The following is a 20,071-nucleotide window of genomic DNA, read 5'->3' as shown; positions in this document are numbered from 1 at the left end:
CTCTCCGCGCCGCCTTACATTTTTTCACGTCAGTCACGCGTCGCGCAACGCCCCGATGATCTGGTCGAACGCCTCACGCGCCTTGGCGCGCATTTCGTCGTCCGTGGCATCCTGAATAGGATGCGGCACCAGCACATAGCGCGCGCCCTCCATGCCTAAGGCCTTGCGCTGCGTTTCAGCGGCTTGGCCAAACACGCTTGAAGCGATGGAAACAGACGGGATCCCCTGGATTTCAAACCAGACTGTATCGTGCATACTGCACGTGGTACATGATCCTCAGTCCGCCAGCCCTTCGACCAGAAAGTCGCATTCATCGCGGATCTGGTGGCGTAGCGTGTCGGGGCACGGCTTGGCGAAAGTCGGCTTGGTATAATGCCGGATCTCAACGCCGGGTGCGTTTTCGGTCAACAACCTGTCCAGTTCATCCAGCAGGATATTGCCGCGCGGCTTGCTGATGTTCAGCAGCCCGACAACCCCCTGCACCGAACCGGACCGTTCGCTGATCTGACGCGCGACGGGGACACGTTCGTCCGTCGGGTCAAGAATTATTGTCATTCACGTCCTCCTCTGCTGTGAAAGCTAGCCTAGATCGATCTTTCTGGAAACGGAAATCGACCCCACCTCCCCCGTGGCCCACCCGTGGAACGCGGACGAGAATTTGCCCGCATCGCCACCGGCCACGACGATATGGATATATTCCTTGCTCGCAAATTTAGGGGCCAACTGCGCAAGTTTTTCCGACCCCATGCGTTCCGCGTCCGCCACGGGGATACCCGCGCCCGAATGGTCATCCTGCACCATCTCCGACAAGGGGCGCGCCGTGACCTCTTGGATACGGTCGCGCAGCCGGTCTTTGGAATAGGGGCCATCGACGGTCAGCGTCTGGATATGCTCGGGGCAGACCACCAGCAGCGCGTCAATCGGCAGGTTGTGCATCTTTGGCAGGAACACCCCTTCAAGCCCCTGCCCCAACGAGCCCGCGATCTGGTCCGGCCTGCGCGAGGTCTGGTCCACCAGATGCACCGGCCCGCCGGTCATGGCAAAGACAGTCACGACCGAATCCTCCGCCTTGAACCCGCGTTCTACATGCAGCGGCTCCCATGGCGAGGCCGCCTCGTTCTCCGCAAAGCACATGGTGTATTTCATCGGATTGCCCAGAACAGACCGTTCGACCCCGCCCGTGGTCGCCCCGCCGACATTGCGGATGATCAGCCGCAGCGCGCGCCCGATGGTGGCATTGGCACGGTTCCCCGCACCCAATGCGCCCAAGCCGCCGTTCAGCCCGATCTTGTCCACGATCGGCCCGTTCACCACCATGACCGTCGCCGCGCCCATGGTTGTCGCGGTGACCCCGTGGATGTTGAATTCATCCGTGCAGACGGCTTCGACGGCTGCGATCACCACGGGCAGATATTCAGGCTTACACCCTGCCATCACCGCATTGATCGCGATCTTTTCGACCGTGGCGATGCCCATATTCGGCGGCACCGTGGCGATGACATCCTGCGGATCACGATGCGTCCCTTCCAACATGCGGATCACCCGTTCGGGCGTCGGCGGCACCAAGGGCAACCCGTCCGAGAAGCCCTGATCGAACATAAATTCCGCCATGTCATCGCCGCTGGCGACCTCGACCTTGCGGGCGCGCAGACGGCTGCCTTCGGCTTCTGCCCGCAGCGCGTCGTAGACCTCGGGGTCAAAGTGTTTCGACCCGCATCCCGGACGCCAGGCGGGCAGGCTGTCCCAATCGATCTGCGCCGCAGCTTTGCCCGTCGCATGGGCCATCTGGTCGGACAATGCCTGCCAGTCATCGCGCACGAAGCCTTCAAAGTGGGTCACGACAGCGCCGCTTTCATCAATCCAGTAGAGCGCGGGCACGATCTCGAAATCCCAGTCGAACGAGGTCTTGCAGCCCGCATCCTCAAGCACCGGCATGGTCAGCCCGTGGCGCTGCGCGAAATCGCCGTTCTTCTCGCCGGATTGCCCCGGCACCAGAAACCGCACCGCATCGCCATAGGCCTGCGACAGCGCTTGCAGCACCGGCCCCACAATATTGCAGGTCTCGCAATCCTCTTTCACGAAACAGACCAGCGCAGGGCCCGTGCCGTCAAAAAAGTGGGCCGCCCCTTGCAGATCCTTCAGGGTAAATTCCGGTTTCCGATCACTCATGTCGCCCCCTCCCAAGTATGCCGCTGCATACTGTGGGGGATCGTCAGGCATGTCCAGACAGCTTGGCGGAGACGGATGGGAATCGAACCCACCACACGCCGTATCGACGCGTCCATGGTTTTGAAGACCAGGGAAGCCACCAGACTCCGGTCGTCTCCGCGTTGCCACACCGTAGCCCTGCCGCAGGGCAAGCGAAAGCCTAATGCGTCTGCGGCGCGATCTGCCGCGTGTCACCATCGCGCAGGGTCATGCCTAGCGCATCCAGATGCTCAAGCAGCGGCACGATGAACTTGCGGGTGGTGCCCAAGGCGGTGCGCGCTGCGCTGGCGGTAAAGGCCGTGGGCGGGGGGAAGCTTGCCGCAAGGCTCCGCTGCGCTTGGCCGATGGTCGCCGCGTGAAACACGACCTGCTTTTTCAACGCGATATTCGCCAAGGACACCAACCGCCCCTGCGCCACCATCAGCGCGATCAGATCCGCGTCATCAGGCGCATCGAACTGCCGTACATCCGGGGGGGAGGTGCCGCCTGCGCGCATCCTCTCTTCGATCTCGGTCAGGCGGGCAAGCTGTTGCGGGGCAAGTGCTGGAAAGGGGTCATGCCGTGCGAGACTGACCAAACCGTCGCGCAAAACAACCTCTCCACCCCTGTGCAACTCAGCTTGGGCAAAGGGCACCAAACCCCGCAGTGGTGTCACCTGTTGCAGCATCGAAAGCGCCGCCCCCTGCTTGATCGGGTGGTCAGCGTGAAAGCGCTGCAAAGCCGCCACCACCGCCGTCCGTACCGTGGCGAGGTCGTCGGCCAGCGCGATATGTTCCGGCGATAACCGCACAACGCCTGTGGGCAGCGCAGCCGTCGCATCGCAGCGCGCCAACCGGACAAGATCAGACCACAGCGCCACCCCGCGCCCCTGCGCACAAAGCGCTGCGGCAAGCGCGGTACAATCCTGCTGCTGTGCCGCCTGCATCACCGCCAACCGCCGTCTGTCGCCCGCCCCGACTGCCGTGGCCTGCGGGTCAAGGATCACCGCACCCGCCAGCGTCGCCGCAGGGGAAAGCTGACGCAACACCGCCGCCTGCCCCGCGAACCCCACCACGGGGCGTTTGAAGCGCAGCTGCCCCAGCCCCGCGCCCCCCGGCGCGATCTGGCCACCGCCCATCAGCCGCAGGGTCGCGACCTCATGCGCCGTGCCCCACAGCACGCGCAAATCCTGCATATGTTTGACCGGTCGCGGTGCCGTGTCAGAGACGGTCAACCACACATCCATACAAAGCGTCGCCCCCTGCCCGCCCGTACAGATCACATCGCCGCGGGCAATATCCTCCAGCGCGATACCGCGCAGGTTCACCGCGACCCGCTCTCCCGCCGTAACCCTCTCCCGCGCCGCGCCGCGTGCTTGCAGGCCACGTACCACCGTGGCCGCACCGCTTGGCTGCACGGTCAACACTTCGCCAACCGCCAACGCGCCGCCAAGCAGCGTGCCCGTCACCACCGTTCCGCGTCCCGCCAGTGTGAACGCGCGATCCACCGGCAGGAACGCCCCCATCGGCGCGGCCCGCGCGGGCAAAGCGTTGAACCGCCGCGCCAAGACCTGCCGCAGATGATCCGTCCCGCCAGCGGTTGTCGCCGAGCAGGGCACCAGTTCGGCCCCGGTAACGCCTTGCGCGGTAAGGGCATCCGCAATTTCCACCAGACGGGCAGGCAATGTCGCCTCGGGGATCAAATCCACCTTGGTGACCGCGACCACCGCCACGGGCACCTGCAACAGTCTCGCGATCTGCACATGCTCGCGCGTTTGCGCCGCGACGCCCTCCACCGCCGAGACGACCAGCATCGCGCCCTGCGCGCCGCTCGCACCCGACACCATGGTGCGGATGAAATCCTCGTGCCCCGGCGCGTCAATCAGGTCAAGCGTCCCACCCGCCATCTCGCAATGGGCAAACCCCAGCGCGATCGACAGGCCACGGGCTTTTTCCTCGGCCAGCCGGTCCGTCTCCATCCCCGTGAGCGCCCGCACCAGCGCCGTCTTGCCATGATCCACATGGCCGATCACAATGACGCAGGCCGATGTCATATGGCGGCGATCGCGCCCAGCGCCGCGACGATATCGGGTAGTTCGTCATCCATTACCGTGCGCATGTCCAGCCACAGCTTGCCCTGATGGATACGACCGACAATGGGCACCACCCCGCCCCGTAAACGATCTGCCAAGCTTTCAGTAGACAGCGCGGCAGAGGCCACGACGACGCTGCAACTGTCCAGATCCTGCTGCGGCAGCGACCCGCCGCCGACATAGGCGGCTGACGCCATCACCTCAACATCCACCCCCTTCACCGCAACGAGGGAACCCGCGAGCCTTTGCGCCCGCGCTTCTACCTCTGCCAAAGGCTGCGAGAGCGCGCGCAAGACCGGCACCCGCGCCAGCGGATCATGGGGCGGCAGGTAAAGACGCAAGGTCGCCTCGAGCGCGGCCAGCGACAGCTTGTCGATGCGCAAAGCCCGCAGCAACGGGTGCTTGCGTAGCCCCGCGATAATATCCGCCCGTCCCGCGATGATCCCCGCCTGCGGCCCACCAAGCAGCTTGTCGCCCGAGAACATGACCAGATCGACACCCGCCTTGAGGATATCCCCCACCACGGGCTCATCGCGCAGCCCAAAGGGGGCAAGGTCAATCAGCACGCCGCTGCCCAGATCCTCCATCAGGATCAGATCCCGCTCCGCCGCCAGTTGCGCCAAATCTGTGCGTGACGGGGCAGAGGTGAAGCCCACAATGCGAAAGTTGCTGGTGTGGCTTTTCAACAGAACCGCCGTATCCTCGTCCACCGCATCGGCATAATCGCTAAGCCGCGTTTTATTGGTGGCACCGACCTCTTTCAGCTCTGCACCGCTTTGCGCGATCACATCGGGCAGACGGAAAGACCCGCCAATCTCGACCAGCTCCCCGCGCGAGGCGATCACCTTGCGCCCCGCGGCAGCGCCCATCAGCGCCAAGACCACCGCTGCGGCACAGTTATTCACGATCAGCGCCGCCTCTGCGCCTGTCAACTGACAGATCAGCGCCTCGGCATGGTCATAGCGCGACCCGCGCTTTCCGGTTTTCAGGTTCAGCTCAAGGTTCGAAGGCCGTGCAGCGATCTGGTCCATCGCCTGCAGCGCCTCGGGGGCAAGACGGGCGCGGCCCAGATTGGTGTGGATGATGATACCCGTGGCATTGATGACAGGGCGCAGGTTCGGCTGGCGGGCTGCCTTTATCCGGTCGGCAAGGCTATGGGCAAAGGGTTCACCGGCGTAATCGGGCAAATCGACCACCCCGCCGCCCCGAATATCACGGCGCAGCTGGTCGAGCGTTTCGCGCAGGGCGCGACGCACCTCGTCGTGGCTGTAAGTCGCAACCAAAGACGCCACATGCGGTTGCTGCAACAGCGTATCGATCTGTGGCAAATGTCTAAGCTGGCTGTTCACGCTTCACGCCCCCCGATGGCTGAACGCGCAGTGTAATCGCGCGGGCCACGGGGGCAAGCCGGAACGCAGGCCAATAGCGGGCGACTAACAAGGGCACCCGCCCCGCGGGTTACGCTGCCAGCGCTTCCTTCACCGCGATGTCGGCCATCTGCAAAATCGCCTCGCGGCTATCGGCGACGGCGATAAAGCGGCCGTTGTGGCAGAACTTTGCCCCTTTGACGCCTGATGCTTCCTCAAGCGCGGCGTCTTTTTGACCCGCCCAAGCCACCGGCAGATCAGCGCGGTTCTCGAACGTATCATCCCCCGACCGGATCGTTGTCAGCGTCCATTCCTCGCCGCGCGGGTGGATGACGAACAGCAGATGATCCGCCCCCGCCTTCACCACGGCCCCGCGAAACGGCATGCCCATGGGCAGGTCCAGCACATGGCCCTCGCCCGCAGCATCAATGGCGGTCATGACCATCGCTTCGGCGCGGAACTTGGCGGCTTTGCGACGGATCGACGCTTCGACAAAGGCGCGCGCAATGGGCAAGGCGGCGGCAAAGGCGCGGTCGTCCACGCCTTCCTCGCGGTCATCGAAGACGGGTTTCAGGCTTTCCAACAGCGCGGGCAAGGTCAGACCGGCAAACAGCGGCCCCGCCTCTGACGCGTTGACGGCACCATTATCCAGCAGGTCGATCGGCAGAACAAACCCGCGATCAAAACTGTCGTGGATGGCATTCACATCCGCCTCGGGCACGTCGAGCGCGCGCAGATAATCATGCCCGTAATGCGCCCAGATCAGCCCGAAAGAGCTATAGGGCTGCCCGTCTTCACGCAGCGGATTGGGACGTTGATGGTGATCGAAAATCCCTGCTTCGGCATCAAAGTCACCGCCCACGTCGTAGATGATGCGCCCCTCGGCCGGTGTGATCAGCGCCTTGTCGCGGCTGCGCAGCACCGTGGCGTCTGGAAACAGCCGCGTCAGGATGACAGAGGATAGGAGTTCATCCGCATGAAAACCGCCTGAGTGGGTCACGAGTTGGGTGATCGTCATGTTTCTGTACCTTTGCGCATCTGTTCAGCAGGTCGAAATGAAAACGGGCGACCGTGCGAGGGGCCGCCCTGTGAATATGTATCGCTCACACCGCCCGTCACGGGCCTAGCATAAGAAAACGTAGAAAGAGTTAATGCGTCCAGGCCCCGCGGCGCCCTGTGGCGAAATTCTCGCCATAGCCGCCGGCGCGGACATTTGCGCGGCGTTTGTTGGGGTCTTGCACCAGCGCGTCGATGTTGTGGTCGCGGGCGTATTCCACCGCTTCTTCCTTGGTGGCGAACTGCAAACGCACCTGCGTTTGCGTGTCCTTCGACGAGGTCCAGCCCATCAACGGGTCAATCTCGCGCGCGTGCTCTGGGTCGAATTCCAGCAACCAGACACGGGTTTTGGCCGTGCCAGAGGACATGGCAGTTCGGGAAGGCTGATAAATACGCGCGCGCATAGCTGAATCTCCGCTGTGATCAGGCGGTTTATCAGCCAAATGCGGCCAAGGATCAAGGCATCACAGTGATTTGTGCCGAATTCGCGTTACATATGCTGCGGCGCAGCATAGACTGACCTTATGCAATCGGAGCACCTCTCATGAACCCCCTGACCCTGATGACGCTCAATGCCAACCTCGCCAAGCTGATGATCGACACCCAAGCCGTTATGACGCTTAGGCTTTTGGGGATGGCCGGTGCCCTTCCCCAGACCCGCGGAGAGAACGCCCGCATGGTGAATGAGAAAGGCCCCGCCATGGCCAAAGCCTATCAGGCGGCCACCAAAGCCGCCTTTGCCGGGGGCACGCCCGACCAGATTTTCTCGGCCGCGATGGTCCCGGTCAGCAAAAAGGTCAGCGCCAACCGCAAGCGACTGACCAAATAAGCCTGCGACGAAAGCGACATATGCGCGTCGCGCAAGGCTGTGCCCCTTGAACCCGCGCGAAAACATGACACCTTAGGGAACACCCCCAAAGGACGATGTTATGGCCTACGCCCACTCTGACAGTCTGCCCGAGCGCAAAGACGCCTATCTTGCCAATCCCGCGCCCAACGTGCGCGAACGCCCCAAGCTCGAGGGCGGCAAGAAGTTCAAACTGGCGACCGAATTCGAACCCGCAGGCGACCAGCCCACGGCGATCAAGGAACTGTCCGAAGGGGTGCGGTCGGGCGAACGCGATCAGGTGCTGCTGGGGGCCACGGGGACGGGCAAGACGTTCACGATGGCCAAGGTGATCGAGGAAACGCAGCGCCCCGCGATCATCCTCGCGCCGAACAAGACGCTGGCGGCGCAGCTTTACGGCGAATTCAAAGGGTTCTTCCCCGACAACGCCGTGGAATATTTCGTCTCATACTACGACTACTACCAGCCAGAAGCTTATGTCGCGCGGTCCGATACCTTCATCGAGAAGGAAAGCCAGATCAACGAACAGATTGACCGGATGCGCCACTCTGCCACGCGGGCGCTGCTGGAACGCGATGACGTGATCATCATCGCGTCGGTGTCGTGCATCTACGGGATCGGCTCGGTCGAGACCTATGGCGCGATGACGCAGGACCTCAAGACCGGCAACAACTATGACCAACGCCAAGTGATCGCAGACCTGATCGCGCAGGCGTATAAACGCAATGACGCCGCCTTCCAGCGCGGCACTTTCCGCGTGCGCGGCGACAGCCTTGAAATCTTTCCGGCCCACCTTGAGGACCGCGCATGGCGTCTGTCCTTCTTTGGCGAAGAGCTGGAAAGCATTACCGAATTCGACCCTCTGACGGGTGAGAAGACCGGCAGTTTCGACCAGATCCGCGTCTATGCGAACAGCCACTATGTGACGCCGAAACCAACGATGAACCAAGCGGTGATCGGCATCAAGAAAGAGCTGCGGATGCGGCTGGACCAGCTTGTCGCCGAAGGAAAACTGCTGGAAGCGCAACGGCTTGAACAGCGCTGCAACTTCGACATCGAGATGCTTGAAGCCACCGGCGTCTGCAACGGGATCGAGAACTATTCGCGCTATCTGACGGGCCGCGCCCCCGGAGAGCCGCCCCCCACGCTGTTCGAATTCATCCCCGACAACGCGATTGTTTTTGCAGACGAAAGCCACGTCTCCGTGCCGCAGATCGGCGGGATGTACAAAGGCGACTACCGACGCAAATTCACGCTGGCCGAACACGGGTTCCGCCTGCCCTCTTGCATGGACAACCGCCCCCTTAAGTTCGAGGAATGGGATGCCATGCGCCCGCAGTCGGTCTTTGTCTCGGCCACCCCCGCCGCGTGGGAAATCGAACAATCCGGCGGTGTCTTTACTGAACAGATCATTCGCCCCACCGGCCTGATCGACCCCAAAATCGAAATCCGCCCTGTCGAGATGCAGGTCGATGATCTGCTGGACGAGGTGCGCAAGGTCGCCGCCGACGGCTATCGCACGCTTTGCACCGTGCTGACCAAACGCATGGCCGAAGACCTGACCGAATACATGCACGAACAGGGCATCCGCGTGCGCTATATGCACAGCGATATCGACACGATCGAACGCATCGAAATTCTGCGCGACCTGCGGCTTGGTGCTTTTGACGTGCTGATCGGGATCAACCTTCTGCGCGAAGGCTTGGACATTCCCGAATGTGGGCTGGTGGCGATTCTCGATGCGGATAAGGAAGGGTTCCTGCGCTCGGAAACCTCGCTGATCCAGACCATCGGGCGGGCCGCGCGGAACGCCGAAGGCCGCGTGATCATGTACGCCGACCGCATCACCGGCTCGATGGAGCGTGCGATTGGCGAAACCGACCGCCGTCGCGCCAAGCAGCTCGCCTATAACGAAGAACACGGGATCACGCCGACAACGGTCAAGAAGAACGTCGATGATATCCTCGCCGGTCTCTACAAAGGCGATGTGGACATGAGCCGCGTCACTGCCAAGATCGACAACCCGCTCGCAGGCGGCAACCTGCAAACCGTGCTCGACGGGTTGCGCACCGATATGCGCAAAGCGGCCGAGAACCTCGAATTCGAAGAAGCCGCACGCCTGCGCGACGAGGTCAAGCGGCTCGAATCCGTCGATCTGGCCATCGCCGACGATCCGATGGCGCGTCAGTACGCTGTCGAAAAAGCCGTCGACGACGCGCAAAAGGCGTCGGGCCGATCAACCGGCGGTCGCGGCGGGATGCGCGGTGGCAAATCCCGCTACGGCGGCAAGAAACGCTAGGCGGCGCGTCTAGTCATCCACCTCGTCCGGCAACCCGTCATGGTCGGTCGAGGCCATCTCCTCCAGCTCGTCTTCTGACATGCTGTCGTACATATCTTTTGACGCGCCTTGCAGATCCTTGACCTTGGTCTCGCCCCTCTTGGCAGACAGGGCTGCACCGGCGGCGCGTTGTTGGGCTTTTGATTGGGCTTTCATCGCTGTCTCCTGTCAGTTGGATGTAGCGGCACAACCCGTCCACCCGCCCGCAGTTCCCCTGCTACGGCTTGGCGCATAATTATTTTCATGCGCCCGTTGCAAGGTGATTGCTTTGCGCCCGCACCCACCCCACATTCGGAGTCTGCGCTTTATCCGGAGGATCCCAAATGCGCCTGATCGCCCTTGCTACACTGGGCCTGACCGCCCTCTCTGCCCCCGCCTTTGCCGATGAGACAACCGGCACGATCCTTGCCTATGACCGCCTTGCGAATATCATCGTCCTACAAGACAAATCATCCTGGACGCTGGATGCCAAAACCCTTGTCCCGTCCGACCTGATGGCCGGCGATAAAGTCACGCTGACCTTCGCTTCCGACGGCGACAACGGTGCGAAACCCGCGACCAAGCTGACCCGCAACTAAGCCCTATCCCATAACAAAAGCGCCCCCTGACCAAATCAGAGGGCGCTTTCTGCGTTCAAACGATCAAAAGATATCAGTCACCTGCGGGCGGAGTAACCTCAACGCCGGGGACGGTGATCGTTTTCTCTTCGGTGGTCACTTCAACGTCCGGAACTTCAACGTCGACCTCTTCTTCAGTCACGGAAACCGAACCGGTCTGTGCATCAAACTCGGGCAGGTTGCCGCCTTCGACGGACACATCAACATCCGGCAGCGCGCCTTCTTCAGTCTGATCGATATCGATGAAAAAGATCGCGAATGCGATGACCAGAATTGCGGCAAGGCCTGCGATTACTGCTGTAGAGGTCTTCATAGTATTTCCTTCCAAATTCACTTGCCGTTCTAGGCGATGCAAGGGCAACTCGGCGAAACGGGAAATGGTTCCAGTAACATTTTCGGGAACATCTGGGCCGAACGGGAAGTTGTGACTCCAGACAGTAATGCAGATTACAACCCAGGAGCTTTACAATGGAATTCGGCCTTCTCGGACTCATTATCCTGATCGCAGACATCTACGCGATCTATCAAATCTTCACCTCCGGCGCTTCGGGGCTTGCGAAAATCCTCTGGATTCTCGGCGTCCTGATCTTCCCGGTCGTCGGCTTTATCGTATGGCTGATCGCTGGCCCACGCGGCGGCAGCGTCAACGTCTAAGCGACGCACACAGGATTTGACAAAGGCCCGTAGCATTGCTGCGGGCCTTTTCGCATGCCGCCCCAAAGGTCTGTAAGTAATTTGTTAAGCATGACGCGCCAAGCTACCCGCCGAAAGGGTATCCCATGCGCTACTGGCCGATCCTTCTGCTTGGCTTACTGCAGCTTCCCACCCCTGCACAGGGCGGCGCGTGGCTGCGCGAAAAGGGCACGGGCTTCACCTCCACCACGGTAAACGTCACGCGCAGCTACGACATTTCGGAAAGCACCTTCATGGAATATGGCGTGCGCGACGACCTGACCCTTGGGGCAGAGGTCGGATTTCTCGCCAGTTCCATCGGCTTGCAATCGGGGTTTGGGTCGGTCTTCTTGCGCCGCCCCTTAGGCCGCCGCGACCGCCCGAACGTCTGGTCGGCAGAGCTGGGGTTCGGCGCGGCATGGGTGGGGGATGCGGTCTATCCCAATGTCAAAGCGGGGCTGTCTTGGGGTCGCGGCTATACGCTGGGGCAGAAACACGGCTGGGTGACCATCGACAGCTCCCTCGCGTGGGACATCTACCTGCAAGAGCATCTCGCCAAAGTCGACGGCACCATAGGCATCAACTTCGGCGACCGGTTTTCGGGAATGCTGCAAATCTACTATGCCTCGACCTCTGCCGCCAGCGCCACCTCTGTCGCGCCCTCTATCGTCATGCGCCCGCTGAAAAGCCGCCCCGATATCCGCTTCCAGATCGGGGCAGAGACGTTGATCAACGACACGTCCAACCCCGCGCTAAAACTCTCGCTCTGGCGCGAGTTCTAGCGTTTATCCATGCGCGCCTGCATAAAGATCGACCCTTTGACGCTGGTGCTCCAGACCAGATGCAGCAGATCGCGATCCGCACCCTGATCCGTCAGCACATAGGGCACGCTGTATTGCGCCACATTCGATCCGTTGCGCACCGGCCCGTCCATCGTGATGCTATCCACCGCAATCGCCCACCCGCCGAACGGAAAGCGGTCGGCAATATCCACCACCCAGGTCTTGGCCAGACTGGCTTCGGTATGTTCAACCTGCACAGGGTTCGACACCGGATTATGGATGCCGTGGAACGAATTGCCGGTCATCTCGATATTGCGCATCCGCGAGAAATCCATATCGGCAAAGCTGGTATCGATCCGTTCGACCCGATCAATGAACCCGTTGATGCTGCGGAAGCGGTTGTCGTTGATCGTCAGCCCATTGATCACATGGCCCGCCCCATGGGGCTTGATCACGATATAGCTGAACCACGGGGCCACCTCGCCCGACAGAAAGATATTGCCGCTGATCGACAGGGAGCTGAAAGAATACTCGCTGCTGTAGTCCGGCGCGGGGTCTTGTTCGTTGGTCCATTCGACAAAGCAATTGTCGATATAGTTCCCGCTGACCACGCTGGCCGTGTGCTGCGCCGCAAGGATCAACCCTGCAGAGCGGACACCGTTCTTGACCGTATCCCCCTGAAAGAAGTGGTTCCCCGTGACGATATTATTCTGCCCCGCCAGCAGCGCAAAATGGCGAAAGCGCGTGGCGCGGTTGTCGCGGATCTTGACGTCATTGGCGTTGCAGTTGATCGCGATCGTGGTCCGGTCCGGCACGTCCAGCGCATCTTCGGCGGACAGGAACTGGCAACGGTCCACGAACATCCCCTGACAGCCCCCCCCGATCGACGTGATCCCGCGATCCTTGGGCCGCGAGATAAAGCAGTCCCGCACATGGAAAATCGTCCCCGATGGCGCAAGGTTGATGGCGCTGGCCACGTTGTTGCACTGGAATTCGATGTCATCCAGAACGAATTTGCTCAGCTGGCTGTAGTTGCTGAAATCCAGCAGATACTGGAACCGCGTAAAGGTAAAATTCTGCGTCCCCGCCGCATCATACAAGGGCGCGTTCAAGGTAATCTCTTGCGTGGCGACGTTCTTGGCGCGCACATAGATCTCGCGCCCTACCCCATTGCCCGTGATCAGCGCCCCCACAGGCACATTCGCCACATTCACCACATTTGTCAGCTTGCGCGCATCCGAGGGCGAATAGCTGGCCTGCGAGGGCACCGTGACCGTATCCCAATCGCCATTCGTGGCCGCTTCAAGCTGGCCGTTTCGGATCACCCGCCGCGTGGCATAGCTGCTGCGTTCGGGTGTCGCGGCCTGCATATCGATCGGGCCGGTCACGTTGACCTTGCGCCCACCCAGATCCAGCGATTCATGATCCGCATTGTTCAGCAACGCCTGAAACGCCTTGCGAAAGGCGATCTCTTCATTCCCGAAAGCCTCGATATAGTTCGGCAAATCAAAGTTGCGGCGCAAAAGCAGGATCGCGCTGGCGGGCATGGTCACCGTCCCCTCAAACCGCGTCGGCGCGTCAAAGGTCACGTCCCCGTTCAGCAGATACGTCCCGCGCGGGATCAACACGCTGCGCCCCTGCGCATCCGCATTCGCCGCCACAAAGGCCGCCGTATCATCGGTGCTGCCATCCCCTACCGCGCCGTAGTCCCGCACATCCACCTGTGCCAGCATGTCGCGCAGAAAGACGCCCGTCACATCCTCGATTTGCAAATCGTCAATGCGAACGACCCCGCCATTCTGCCCCGTCAGGTCCAGCCCGAAATGCCCATAGACCGGCGCATTGCCCCAGACCATATCGACCCCGCCGCGCAGCCCCGACCCGACAATCGCGCTGACCTCGACCACCTCGCCATAGCTGGTCAGCGTCACCGCCGGACCGGCCTCGACCAGCCCGCCCGCGCGGCTGCCATTGCCAAGCGCCGGATACCCCGCGATCCGCACCGACGGTAGATTCCCACTGATCGCCTTCACCCGCGCCGTGATCCGCAGATAACACCCCGGCAAAAGTGGCGTTTGCCCCATATATCGCAGCTTTTGCGTGGATTGCGTTTTTATCAGTTCAAGCGCCCCGCCAAAGTCCTGATCCGCAGGGATAAACGCCGCATTTATGGCATTGGCATAGGTATCAGACCCCGCCGTGCCATCCCCGCTTGAATACACATCCAAGCCTTGCGCAAATGCCGCAGGTGTCAGCAGCAAACCGTCCGTGATTGCCTTGTTCATCGTCATCCCCTTCGTCGGGTTGCGATGTCGCCCCCCATGAATTGCAAAACTCCGGCGCTTGGCCGGCAGGGGGAAAGATTTATGCACAAAGGGTTAACCACGCCTAACCGCAGCGTACGCCGCAGGCGGTCACATGAGCGTGCCAAAGATGTCGCGCCGGTCAGGCAGAAACGCTTGGCGCATCCAGCAGTTGAACGGCGGCAATACGCCAGCCCTCGGGCGTCTCAACCATCTGATAATCCAGCAAATAGGTAAATCCTTTCAGGTCCGTGACCTGAACCTTCTGCCACTGCGCACCGGCGATCTCGCGCAGATCCAGAAACCGCACCTCGGCATGTTTCCAGACCATCGGATAGCCCGTGGTCACCATACGTTTAAAATTCTCGGTAGATTGAAACATCATCTGCAGATTGGGGCTCGCATATGCGAAGGCACCCTCGAAATCATCTGCCTTGAAAGCGTCGAACTGGCCTGTGATCGTACTTTCGATATCCGCCTGCTGCGCCGTGGCACCAAACGCCGTCGCAAAGGTCAAAACCATTCCGAAAAAGGCCGAAAGAACCGCGCCACGCATGAGAATGCTCCCTATGATGTGTTGAACTTAACCTAAGCCACGCACACCATAGGGCAATAGTTTCACGCCGTGGTCAGCTTGCCCGCCAACGCGTCGTCGATCAGGGCGACCGTTTCATCCACGCCATACAGCGCGATGAACCCACCGAACCGCGGACCTTGGCTGGCGCCCAGCAACACTTCGTACAGCGCGGTGAACCAGTCGCGCAGCGGGTCGAAACGCTCTTTCCCGACGGCGAAAACCATCGTTTGCAACGCCTCGGCATCCAGACTGCCGTCCCATGTTTTCAGCTGGTCCCGCAGATCTTCCAAAGCTTCCCGCTCCAGCTCGGAAGGGGCGCGGAACACTTTGGCGGGCTTCACGAAATCATTGTAATAGCGCACCGCATGCTCGGCCGCCGCATCCATACCGGGGTTGCCTTCGGGCGTCGCATCCGGCGCATACCGCTGGATAAAGCCCCACAGTTGCGACTTGTCCTCGGCCGAGGAGACCGACGCGAGGTTCAGCAACATCGAGAAGGGCACAACCATATCCGACTTGGGCACATCGCCCCCGTGGATATGCCAAACGGGGTTGTTCAGCTTGCCCTTGTCGTCCTGCGTTTCATAGGCGCGCAGCTGCTGGTGGTATTCGTCGACCGCCTTGGGGATCACGTCGAAATACATGCGCTTGGCCGTCTTGGGCTTGAGATACATGAAATACGACAGCGATTCCGCGCTGGCATAGGTCAGCCATTCGTCGATGGTCAGACCATTGCCCGAAGACTTGGAGATCTTGTGCCCGTCCTGATCAAGGAACAGCTCATAGGTAAAATGCTCGGGCGGGCGGTTGCCCAGAATACGGCAGATCTTGTCATAGATCGGCGTGTTGGTGCTGTGATCCTTGCCGTACATCTCAAAGTCGACATCAAGGGCGGCCCAACGGGCGCCAAAGTCGGGCTTCCACTGCAACTTCACATTGCCGCCGGTCAACGGCAGGGTCATTTCGGTGCCATCTTCATCGTCGAAGGTGATCGTGCCTTCCTTGGCGTTGACCGCTTTCATCGGCACATACATTACCCGCCCCGTTTCAGGGTGGATCGGCAGGAAGATCGAATAGGTCTGCCGACGCTCCTCGCGCAGCGACTTGAGCATCACTTCCATGATCTCGTCATACTTCTCGGCGGCGCGCAAAAGCACCTCGTCGAACTTGCCTGAGCCGTAGAATTCCGTGGCAGAGATAAACTCGTACTCGAACCCGAAGGTATCCAGAAAACGCCGCAGCATGGCGTTGTTATGCGCGCCAAAGCTGTCGTATTTGCCGAAAGGATCGGGCACCGATGTCAGCGGGCGCTGCAGATGTTCTTCCAATGCGGCGGGGTCGGGCACGTTACCCGGCACTTTGCGCATCCCGTCCAGATCGTCCGAAAAGCACACCAGCCGCGTCGGAATGTCGCTGATCTGCTCAAACGCGCGGCGGATCATCGTCGTGCGCGCAACTTCGCCGAAGGTCCCGATATGCGGCAGACCCGACGGGCCATAGCCGGTCTCGAACAAGACGTATCCCTTCTCGGGGGCCTTGTTTGCATAGCGTTTCAACACCCGACGTGCTTCCTCGAACGGCCACGCTTTACTGGTTAGGGCTGCTTCACGCATCTGCGACATGTCATCAATTCCATCATTTTCACCCCGCACCCAATGCGCGCAGGCAGCCCGTACCTATTGCGTCCCCGTAGGCCCGTCAATAATCTGCAGATCAACGGAATGACCGAACGGAAATGCGCATGAATGACGACACCTCCCTCACCCTCAGCGCGCAGGATTGCCTTGTCGCCGTGATGATCGCGGTTTCCGCATCAGACGAGGACATCCGCACCACCGAATTGCTCAAGATCCAGACGGCTGTAAACATGCTCCCCGTCTTTTCGGGCTATGATGTGGACCGCATCAGCTCTGTCAGCTCGATGGTGTTCGACCTGTTCGAACAGGAAGACGGGCTGGATGCCCTGTTCGGCCTGATCAAAGGCGCGCTGCCCGACCGGCTGAACGAAACGGCCTATGCGCTGGCCTGCGATGTGGCCGCCGCCGACGGCACGCTGGACGAAGCCGAACTGCGTCTGCTGGAAGAAATCCGCTACGAGCTTGACCTCGACCGCCTGCACGCCGCCGCCATCGAACGCGGTGCCCGCGCCCGTCACGTCAAATAGGCCGCGTCACCGCGATCAAAGAGAGGCCGAATCCGCAGCTACATGGAACGCCCCCCAGCGTTCGATCAGCCCTTGCTGCAACCGTTTGGAGCGCCCGTTCCACGCCCGCCCCCCCTCGGGGCGTTCGCGTTGCGCGCGGGTCAGGGTGGCGCGACGTGGCATATCGGCGGTGAACACGGCAAAGGCCATCACCCGCCCGTCCGGTGCCGTCAGATACCCCGCCAAGGCCGAGACAAAGTTCAACGTGCCGGTCTTCGCCTCCACCTTGATCGGGTGATCCTGCACGGGCCGCCCCTTTGAATCGCGCAGGGAAATCGACTTGAGCAACGGTTTCAATGTGCCCGATCCATAGACCCGTACCAGCGCCGTCACCATATCCTGCGCGGTCACGCGGCTGTCTTCGCCTAGCCCCGAATGGTCCACCAGCGCGGGTGCATCCATGCCCAGATTGGCCTTGGCCCACACGTTCATCTCTGCCGCAGACGCGCGCAGTGACGCGGGCGTGCCCGTGCGGTAAACCGTGGCGGATAGCCCCGCCATCTCTGCGATCAAGTTATTGGAATACTTCAACATATCGCGCAGGATATCGCGCAGCGGCGCGCTGGAACGGGTCACCAGCACCTCGCCCTCGGGCAAGCTGGTGATCAACGCCATGTCGCGCAGACGGATGCCCTGTGCCCCCGCCAATGTCTTAAAGATATCGCCCGCATACAGCCCCGGCTTGCGCACCGGCAGCCAGCGCGACCCACCATTGCCCAAGGCGCTTTTCGCGACGCTCCAGTCATCGCGGGTGCCTGCGTCACGGTAGGCAAAGACCGGCGCACTGCGGTCGCTGATCTCCATCGCGGCCATCGCCACGTCAGGGCGATAAGACCCCGACCGCCCGTCCATCAGCACCGAATAGCTGCCGTTCTCGCGCTTCCATTCAAAGTGGACGCGGTTAAAGTTCAGCGCCAGCCCTGACACAGCGGGGTTATAGCCCACATGATCCGGCTGATCCGCATCAATCAACGGGAAGACCGGCAGGCTGCGTTCGTAAATTTTCAACCCGCCTTTGACGCCGATAATGCCCGCCGCCTTGAGGTCATCGGCCATTTTGGCCAGCCCGTCCGTATCCAGCGTCGGATCGCCCCCGCCCACAAGGATCAGATCGCCCTGCACTTCGCCGTCCACAATGCCACCGGTCGCCATGATGCGCGTCTGGAACTGATGCGCCGCCCCCAAGGTATCCAGCGCGTAAAGCGCGGTAATCGCCTTGGTCACGCTCGCTGGGGGCATCCCGTCCAGCGGGCCGTTCTGTTCCAGCACCGCACCGGTTTCCGCATCCGCCAGACTAAAGGTCACAGCCCCGTTCAACCGCGCCTTGTCGATCAGCTCTTGCGCCGAGGGGATCGCCTGCCGGAACAAATCGTCCCCGCGCAAGACGGGGCGCAGCGATTCAGTTGGCGGTGCCGCAAAGGCCGCCGGAGCCACAACAGCCGCCGCAGCGGTACTCAGAAACAAACGACGGGATAAAACAGTTTTCATGGGGCGACTTAAACCTGACAGGACAGAGCGACACAAGCGCTTGCAAATCACATTTTCATGGGCGGGGGCCCATGCTAACTGACAAGACATGCAACGCGTTATTTTGATCATGTTTGTCGCCATGTCACTGATTCCCGCAGGCGACAGCGCGGGCAAGATCCTGACCTCACAGCTTGGCGTGGCCCCCGTTTTTGTGGCGTGGTCGCGGTTTGCCATAGGGGCGCTGCTGCTGGTGCCCTTCGCCCCGCCGCAAACGCGCGCCCTTTTCGGCAACTGGCGCATCTGGGTCCGTGCCGCCATCCTGTGCGGCAGCATTACCTGCATCCAGACAGCACTGGTGACCGAGGACGTGGCCAATGTCTTTGCCGCCTTCTTTATCGGTCCGCTGCTCAGCTATGTGCTGGCCGCGCTCTTCCTGCGCGAGGCGATATCGCTTCAACGCAGCGCGTTGATCGTAGCGGGGTTTCTGGGGGTGCTGGTCGTGGTCCGACCGGGTCTTGAACCCAGTGCGGGGCTGCTTTGGGCGCTGACCGCGGGGACGCTTTATGGCGTGTTCCTCACGATGTCGCGCTGGCTGTCGCATCTGGCCCCGCCCCTTGCGCTGACCTTCAGCCAGCTGGTGATCAGCGGGCTGCTGCTTTTGCCGCTGGGGCTGGTCTATTTCCCGCCGCTGACCGGCCCCGTCCTGGGGCTAAGCCTCGCAAGCGCGCTTTGTTCGATGCTGGGCAACCTGCTGATGTTATACGCCTATCGCATGGCCCCTGCGACCAAGGTCGCACCGCTGGTGTATCTGCAACTGCTGTCCGCCGTGGGGCTGGGGTGGCTGGTGTTTGGCGCATGGCCCGACGCGCTGACATGGGTCGGCATGGCGATGATCCTAGGGGCGGGTATCGCCTCTGCCAGATTGCGCTGACCATTTGCCCGCGGCCCGGATCGCGCTTGAGCTGACATCGACCATCGGGACGTTCACGAAACACCACGCGGGGGCCGGTGTCTGCCCCAAGAGCTGACTTTGCCGCCCCGAAATCCGGTAGGGTGCATAAAGCGTCGCGGCGTGGCTCATCCGTGCCGATATGCGCTGGCCGGGCCGTGCAAGCACCCCTAGGGGCACAGTCTCCATGATCTGCCGCCAATCCTGCCACAGGTGGAACTGCGCCAGATTATCCGCCCCCATCAGCCAGACGAAGCGCACACCGGGATAGCGGGCCCGCAGCGCGGCAAGGGTTTGCGCGGTGTAGCGGGTGCCAAGATGGGCCTCGATATCCGTGACCTCGACCCGCGGGTGCTGCATCACCTCGCGCGCGCGGGTCAAGCGGGACGCCATCGGTGCCGGCCCATGCGCCTTGAGCGGATTGCCCGGGCTGACCATCCACCACACCCGATCCAGCCCGAAACGCTTGATCGCCTCGCGGGTGATATGGGCGTGCCCCTCGTGCGCCGGATCAAACGACCCGCCAAGCAGCCCGATCACCTGCCCCGGGGGCGCATATGGAAATGGATAACCCAACGAAAACGGCCCCCGATATACATCAGGGGCCGAAA

Annotated in this window: 20 protein-coding genes and 1 tRNA gene; 7 read left to right on the top strand and 14 right to left on the bottom strand. The window is 61.6% G+C overall.

What is annotated here, in order from left to right; translation table 11 throughout:
• Positions 1-33: 33 nt before the first annotated feature.
• The 7 genes from AADW22_RS04115 to AADW22_RS04085 all read right to left on the bottom strand — a co-directional run bounded on the left by AADW22_RS04115 (position 34) and on the right by AADW22_RS04085 (position 7,106).
• Positions 34-555: a UGSC family (seleno)protein gene (locus tag AADW22_RS04115; protein ID WP_258182285.1), complete on the bottom strand. Its 522-nt coding sequence runs from the start codon at positions 553-555 to the stop codon at positions 34-36.
• Between the two features lie 24 nt (positions 556-579).
• Complete coding sequence (locus tag AADW22_RS04110; protein ID WP_407474310.1) at positions 580-2,169, bottom strand: TlpA family protein disulfide reductase; 1,590 nt, start codon at positions 2,167-2,169, stop codon at positions 580-582.
• A 63-nt stretch (positions 2,170-2,232) separates the two neighbouring features.
• Positions 2,233-2,327 (bottom strand) — tRNA-Sec (locus tag AADW22_RS04105).
• Positions 2,328-2,368: 41 nt separating this feature from the next.
• Positions 2,369-4,240, bottom strand: a complete 1,872-nt coding sequence (gene selB / locus AADW22_RS04100; protein ID WP_407474309.1) for a selenocysteine-specific translation elongation factor — start codon at positions 4,238-4,240, stop codon at positions 2,369-2,371.
• A complete protein-coding gene (gene selA, locus AADW22_RS04095; RefSeq protein ID WP_407474308.1) occupies positions 4,237-5,628 on the bottom strand; it encodes an L-seryl-tRNA(Sec) selenium transferase in 1,392 nt (463 codons plus the stop codon). The genes selB and selA overlap by 4 nt, the downstream gene beginning before the upstream one ends.
• Before the next feature lie 109 nt (positions 5,629-5,737).
• Positions 5,738-6,664, bottom strand: coding sequence for an MYG1 family protein (locus tag AADW22_RS04090; protein ID WP_005851434.1), 927 nt, complete (start codon positions 6,662-6,664; stop codon positions 5,738-5,740).
• 130 nt (positions 6,665-6,794) lie between these two features.
• Positions 6,795-7,106 carry an ETC complex I subunit gene (locus AADW22_RS04085; protein ID WP_005851432.1) on the bottom strand — a complete coding sequence of 104 codons (312 nt, stop codon included), beginning with the start codon at positions 7,104-7,106 and terminating at the stop codon, positions 6,795-6,797.
• A 140-nt stretch (positions 7,107-7,246) separates the two neighbouring features.
• Here AADW22_RS04085 and AADW22_RS04080 point away from each other — a divergent pair, with 140 nt between their 5' ends.
• A complete protein-coding gene (locus tag AADW22_RS04080; protein WP_037964940.1) occupies positions 7,247-7,531 on the top strand; it encodes a hypothetical protein in 285 nt (94 codons plus the stop codon).
• Positions 7,532-7,631: 100 nt separating this feature from the next.
• The gene (gene uvrB, locus AADW22_RS04075) at positions 7,632-9,848 is read left to right on the top strand and encodes an excinuclease ABC subunit UvrB (protein ID WP_009826016.1); all 2,217 of its coding nucleotides are present in this window, start codon (positions 7,632-7,634) and stop codon (positions 9,846-9,848) included.
• Positions 9,849-9,857: 9 nt separating this feature from the next.
• Here the strand turns inward: uvrB and AADW22_RS04070 are convergent, their stop codons facing one another.
• A complete protein-coding gene (locus AADW22_RS04070; protein WP_005851426.1) occupies positions 9,858-10,043 on the bottom strand; it encodes a DUF3008 family protein in 186 nt (61 codons plus the stop codon).
• A 167-nt stretch (positions 10,044-10,210) separates the two neighbouring features.
• Here AADW22_RS04070 and AADW22_RS04065 point away from each other — a divergent pair, with 167 nt between their 5' ends.
• The gene (locus AADW22_RS04065) at positions 10,211-10,465 is read left to right on the top strand and encodes a hypothetical protein (protein WP_005851424.1); all 255 of its coding nucleotides are present in this window, start codon (positions 10,211-10,213) and stop codon (positions 10,463-10,465) included.
• Positions 10,466-10,538: 73 nt separating this feature from the next.
• Here the strand turns inward: AADW22_RS04065 and AADW22_RS04060 are convergent, their stop codons facing one another.
• Positions 10,539-10,817 (bottom strand): hypothetical protein, encoded by a 279-nt coding sequence (locus AADW22_RS04060; RefSeq protein WP_005851422.1) that lies wholly within the window; start codon positions 10,815-10,817, stop codon positions 10,539-10,541.
• Between the two features lie 155 nt (positions 10,818-10,972).
• Between AADW22_RS04060 and AADW22_RS04055 the strand changes: the two genes are divergently transcribed.
• Both AADW22_RS04055 and AADW22_RS04050 read left to right on the top strand, forming a co-directional pair.
• Positions 10,973-11,158: a PLDc N-terminal domain-containing protein gene (locus AADW22_RS04055; protein ID WP_005851419.1), complete on the top strand. Its 186-nt coding sequence runs from the start codon at positions 10,973-10,975 to the stop codon at positions 11,156-11,158.
• Positions 11,159-11,283: 125 nt separating this feature from the next.
• The gene (locus AADW22_RS04050; RefSeq protein WP_407474307.1) at positions 11,284-11,958 is read left to right on the top strand and encodes a hypothetical protein; all 675 of its coding nucleotides are present in this window, start codon (positions 11,284-11,286) and stop codon (positions 11,956-11,958) included.
• On the opposite strand, the gene AADW22_RS04045 is transcribed toward AADW22_RS04050, so the two are convergent.
• The 3 genes from AADW22_RS04045 to AADW22_RS04035 form a co-directional block, all read right to left on the bottom strand.
• Complete coding sequence (locus AADW22_RS04045) at positions 11,955-14,243, bottom strand: glycosyl hydrolase family 28-related protein (protein WP_407474306.1); 2,289 nt, start codon at positions 14,241-14,243, stop codon at positions 11,955-11,957. The genes AADW22_RS04050 and AADW22_RS04045 overlap by 4 nt on opposite strands.
• A 160-nt stretch (positions 14,244-14,403) precedes the next feature.
• On the bottom strand, positions 14,404-14,817 hold the full coding sequence (locus AADW22_RS04040; protein ID WP_407474305.1) for a DUF4864 domain-containing protein: 414 nt from the start codon (positions 14,815-14,817) through the stop codon (positions 14,404-14,406).
• A gap of 62 nt (positions 14,818-14,879) precedes the next feature.
• Positions 14,880-16,460: a lysine--tRNA ligase gene (locus tag AADW22_RS04035; protein ID WP_407474304.1), complete on the bottom strand. Its 1,581-nt coding sequence runs from the start codon at positions 16,458-16,460 to the stop codon at positions 14,880-14,882.
• A gap of 119 nt (positions 16,461-16,579) precedes the next feature.
• On the opposite strand from AADW22_RS04035, the gene AADW22_RS04030 reads away from it, so the two are divergent.
• Positions 16,580-17,002 (top strand): tellurite resistance TerB family protein, encoded by a 423-nt coding sequence (locus AADW22_RS04030; protein ID WP_037944901.1) that lies wholly within the window; start codon positions 16,580-16,582, stop codon positions 17,000-17,002.
• 15 nt (positions 17,003-17,017) lie between these two features.
• Here the strand turns inward: AADW22_RS04030 and AADW22_RS04025 are convergent, their stop codons facing one another.
• Positions 17,018-18,529, bottom strand: a complete 1,512-nt coding sequence (locus AADW22_RS04025) for a D-alanyl-D-alanine carboxypeptidase/D-alanyl-D-alanine-endopeptidase (RefSeq protein WP_005851407.1) — start codon at positions 18,527-18,529, stop codon at positions 17,018-17,020.
• An 88-nt stretch (positions 18,530-18,617) separates the two neighbouring features.
• On the opposite strand from AADW22_RS04025, the gene AADW22_RS04020 reads away from it, so the two are divergent.
• Complete coding sequence (locus AADW22_RS04020; protein ID WP_407474303.1) at positions 18,618-19,442, top strand: DMT family transporter; 825 nt, start codon at positions 18,618-18,620, stop codon at positions 19,440-19,442.
• On the opposite strand, the gene AADW22_RS04015 is transcribed toward AADW22_RS04020, so the two are convergent.
• On the bottom strand, positions 19,407-20,036 hold the full coding sequence (locus AADW22_RS04015; RefSeq protein WP_168592810.1) for a nicotinate-nucleotide adenylyltransferase: 630 nt from the start codon (positions 20,034-20,036) through the stop codon (positions 19,407-19,409). The genes AADW22_RS04020 and AADW22_RS04015 overlap by 36 nt on opposite strands.
• Between the last annotated feature and the right edge of the window lie 35 nt (positions 20,037-20,071).

This window comes from Sulfitobacter sp. PM12 (assembly GCF_045586035.1).
In the GTDB taxonomy this organism is placed as follows: domain Bacteria; phylum Pseudomonadota; class Alphaproteobacteria; order Rhodobacterales; family Rhodobacteraceae; genus Sulfitobacter; species Sulfitobacter pontiacus.
The sequence above is the reverse complement of the archived record's forward strand: the minus strand, read 5'-3'. Positions and strand labels throughout refer to the sequence as shown.

Excerpts from the sequence above, each read along its gene's own strand:
- AADW22_RS04085 (WP_005851432.1), bottom strand. The coding sequence starts at position 7,106 with ATGCGCGCGCGTATTTATCAGCCTTCCCGAACTGCCATGTCCTCTGGC.
- AADW22_RS04060 (WP_005851422.1), bottom strand. The coding sequence starts at position 10,817 with ATGAAGACCTCTACAGCAGTAATCGCAGGCCTTGCCGCAATTCTGGTC.
- AADW22_RS04040 (WP_407474305.1), bottom strand. The coding sequence starts at position 14,817 with ATGCGTGGCGCGGTTCTTTCGGCCTTTTTCGGAATGGTTTTGACCTTT.
- AADW22_RS04055 (WP_005851419.1), top strand. The coding sequence starts at position 10,973 with ATGGAATTCGGCCTTCTCGGACTCATTATCCTGATCGCAGACATCTAC.
- AADW22_RS04045 (WP_407474306.1), bottom strand. The coding sequence starts at position 14,243 with ATGAACAAGGCAATCACGGACGGTTTGCTGCTGACACCTGCGGCATTT.
- selB (WP_407474309.1), bottom strand. The coding sequence starts at position 4,240 with ATGACATCGGCCTGCGTCATTGTGATCGGCCATGTGGATCATGGCAAG.
- AADW22_RS04110 (WP_407474310.1), bottom strand. The coding sequence starts at position 2,169 with ATGAGTGATCGGAAACCGGAATTTACCCTGAAGGATCTGCAAGGGGCG.
- AADW22_RS04065 (WP_005851424.1), top strand. The coding sequence starts at position 10,211 with ATGCGCCTGATCGCCCTTGCTACACTGGGCCTGACCGCCCTCTCTGCC.
- AADW22_RS04090 (WP_005851434.1), bottom strand. The coding sequence starts at position 6,664 with ATGACGATCACCCAACTCGTGACCCACTCAGGCGGTTTTCATGCGGAT.
- AADW22_RS04050 (WP_407474307.1), top strand. The coding sequence starts at position 11,284 with ATGCGCTACTGGCCGATCCTTCTGCTTGGCTTACTGCAGCTTCCCACC.
- uvrB (WP_009826016.1), top strand. The coding sequence starts at position 7,632 with ATGGCCTACGCCCACTCTGACAGTCTGCCCGAGCGCAAAGACGCCTAT.
- AADW22_RS04030 (WP_037944901.1), top strand. The coding sequence starts at position 16,580 with ATGAATGACGACACCTCCCTCACCCTCAGCGCGCAGGATTGCCTTGTC.
- AADW22_RS04080 (WP_037964940.1), top strand. The coding sequence starts at position 7,247 with ATGAACCCCCTGACCCTGATGACGCTCAATGCCAACCTCGCCAAGCTG.
- AADW22_RS04025 (WP_005851407.1), bottom strand. The coding sequence starts at position 18,529 with ATGAAAACTGTTTTATCCCGTCGTTTGTTTCTGAGTACCGCTGCGGCG.
- AADW22_RS04020 (WP_407474303.1), top strand. The coding sequence starts at position 18,618 with ATGCAACGCGTTATTTTGATCATGTTTGTCGCCATGTCACTGATTCCC.
- AADW22_RS04035 (WP_407474304.1), bottom strand. The coding sequence starts at position 16,460 with ATGTCGCAGATGCGTGAAGCAGCCCTAACCAGTAAAGCGTGGCCGTTC.
- AADW22_RS04070 (WP_005851426.1), bottom strand. The coding sequence starts at position 10,043 with ATGAAAGCCCAATCAAAAGCCCAACAACGCGCCGCCGGTGCAGCCCTG.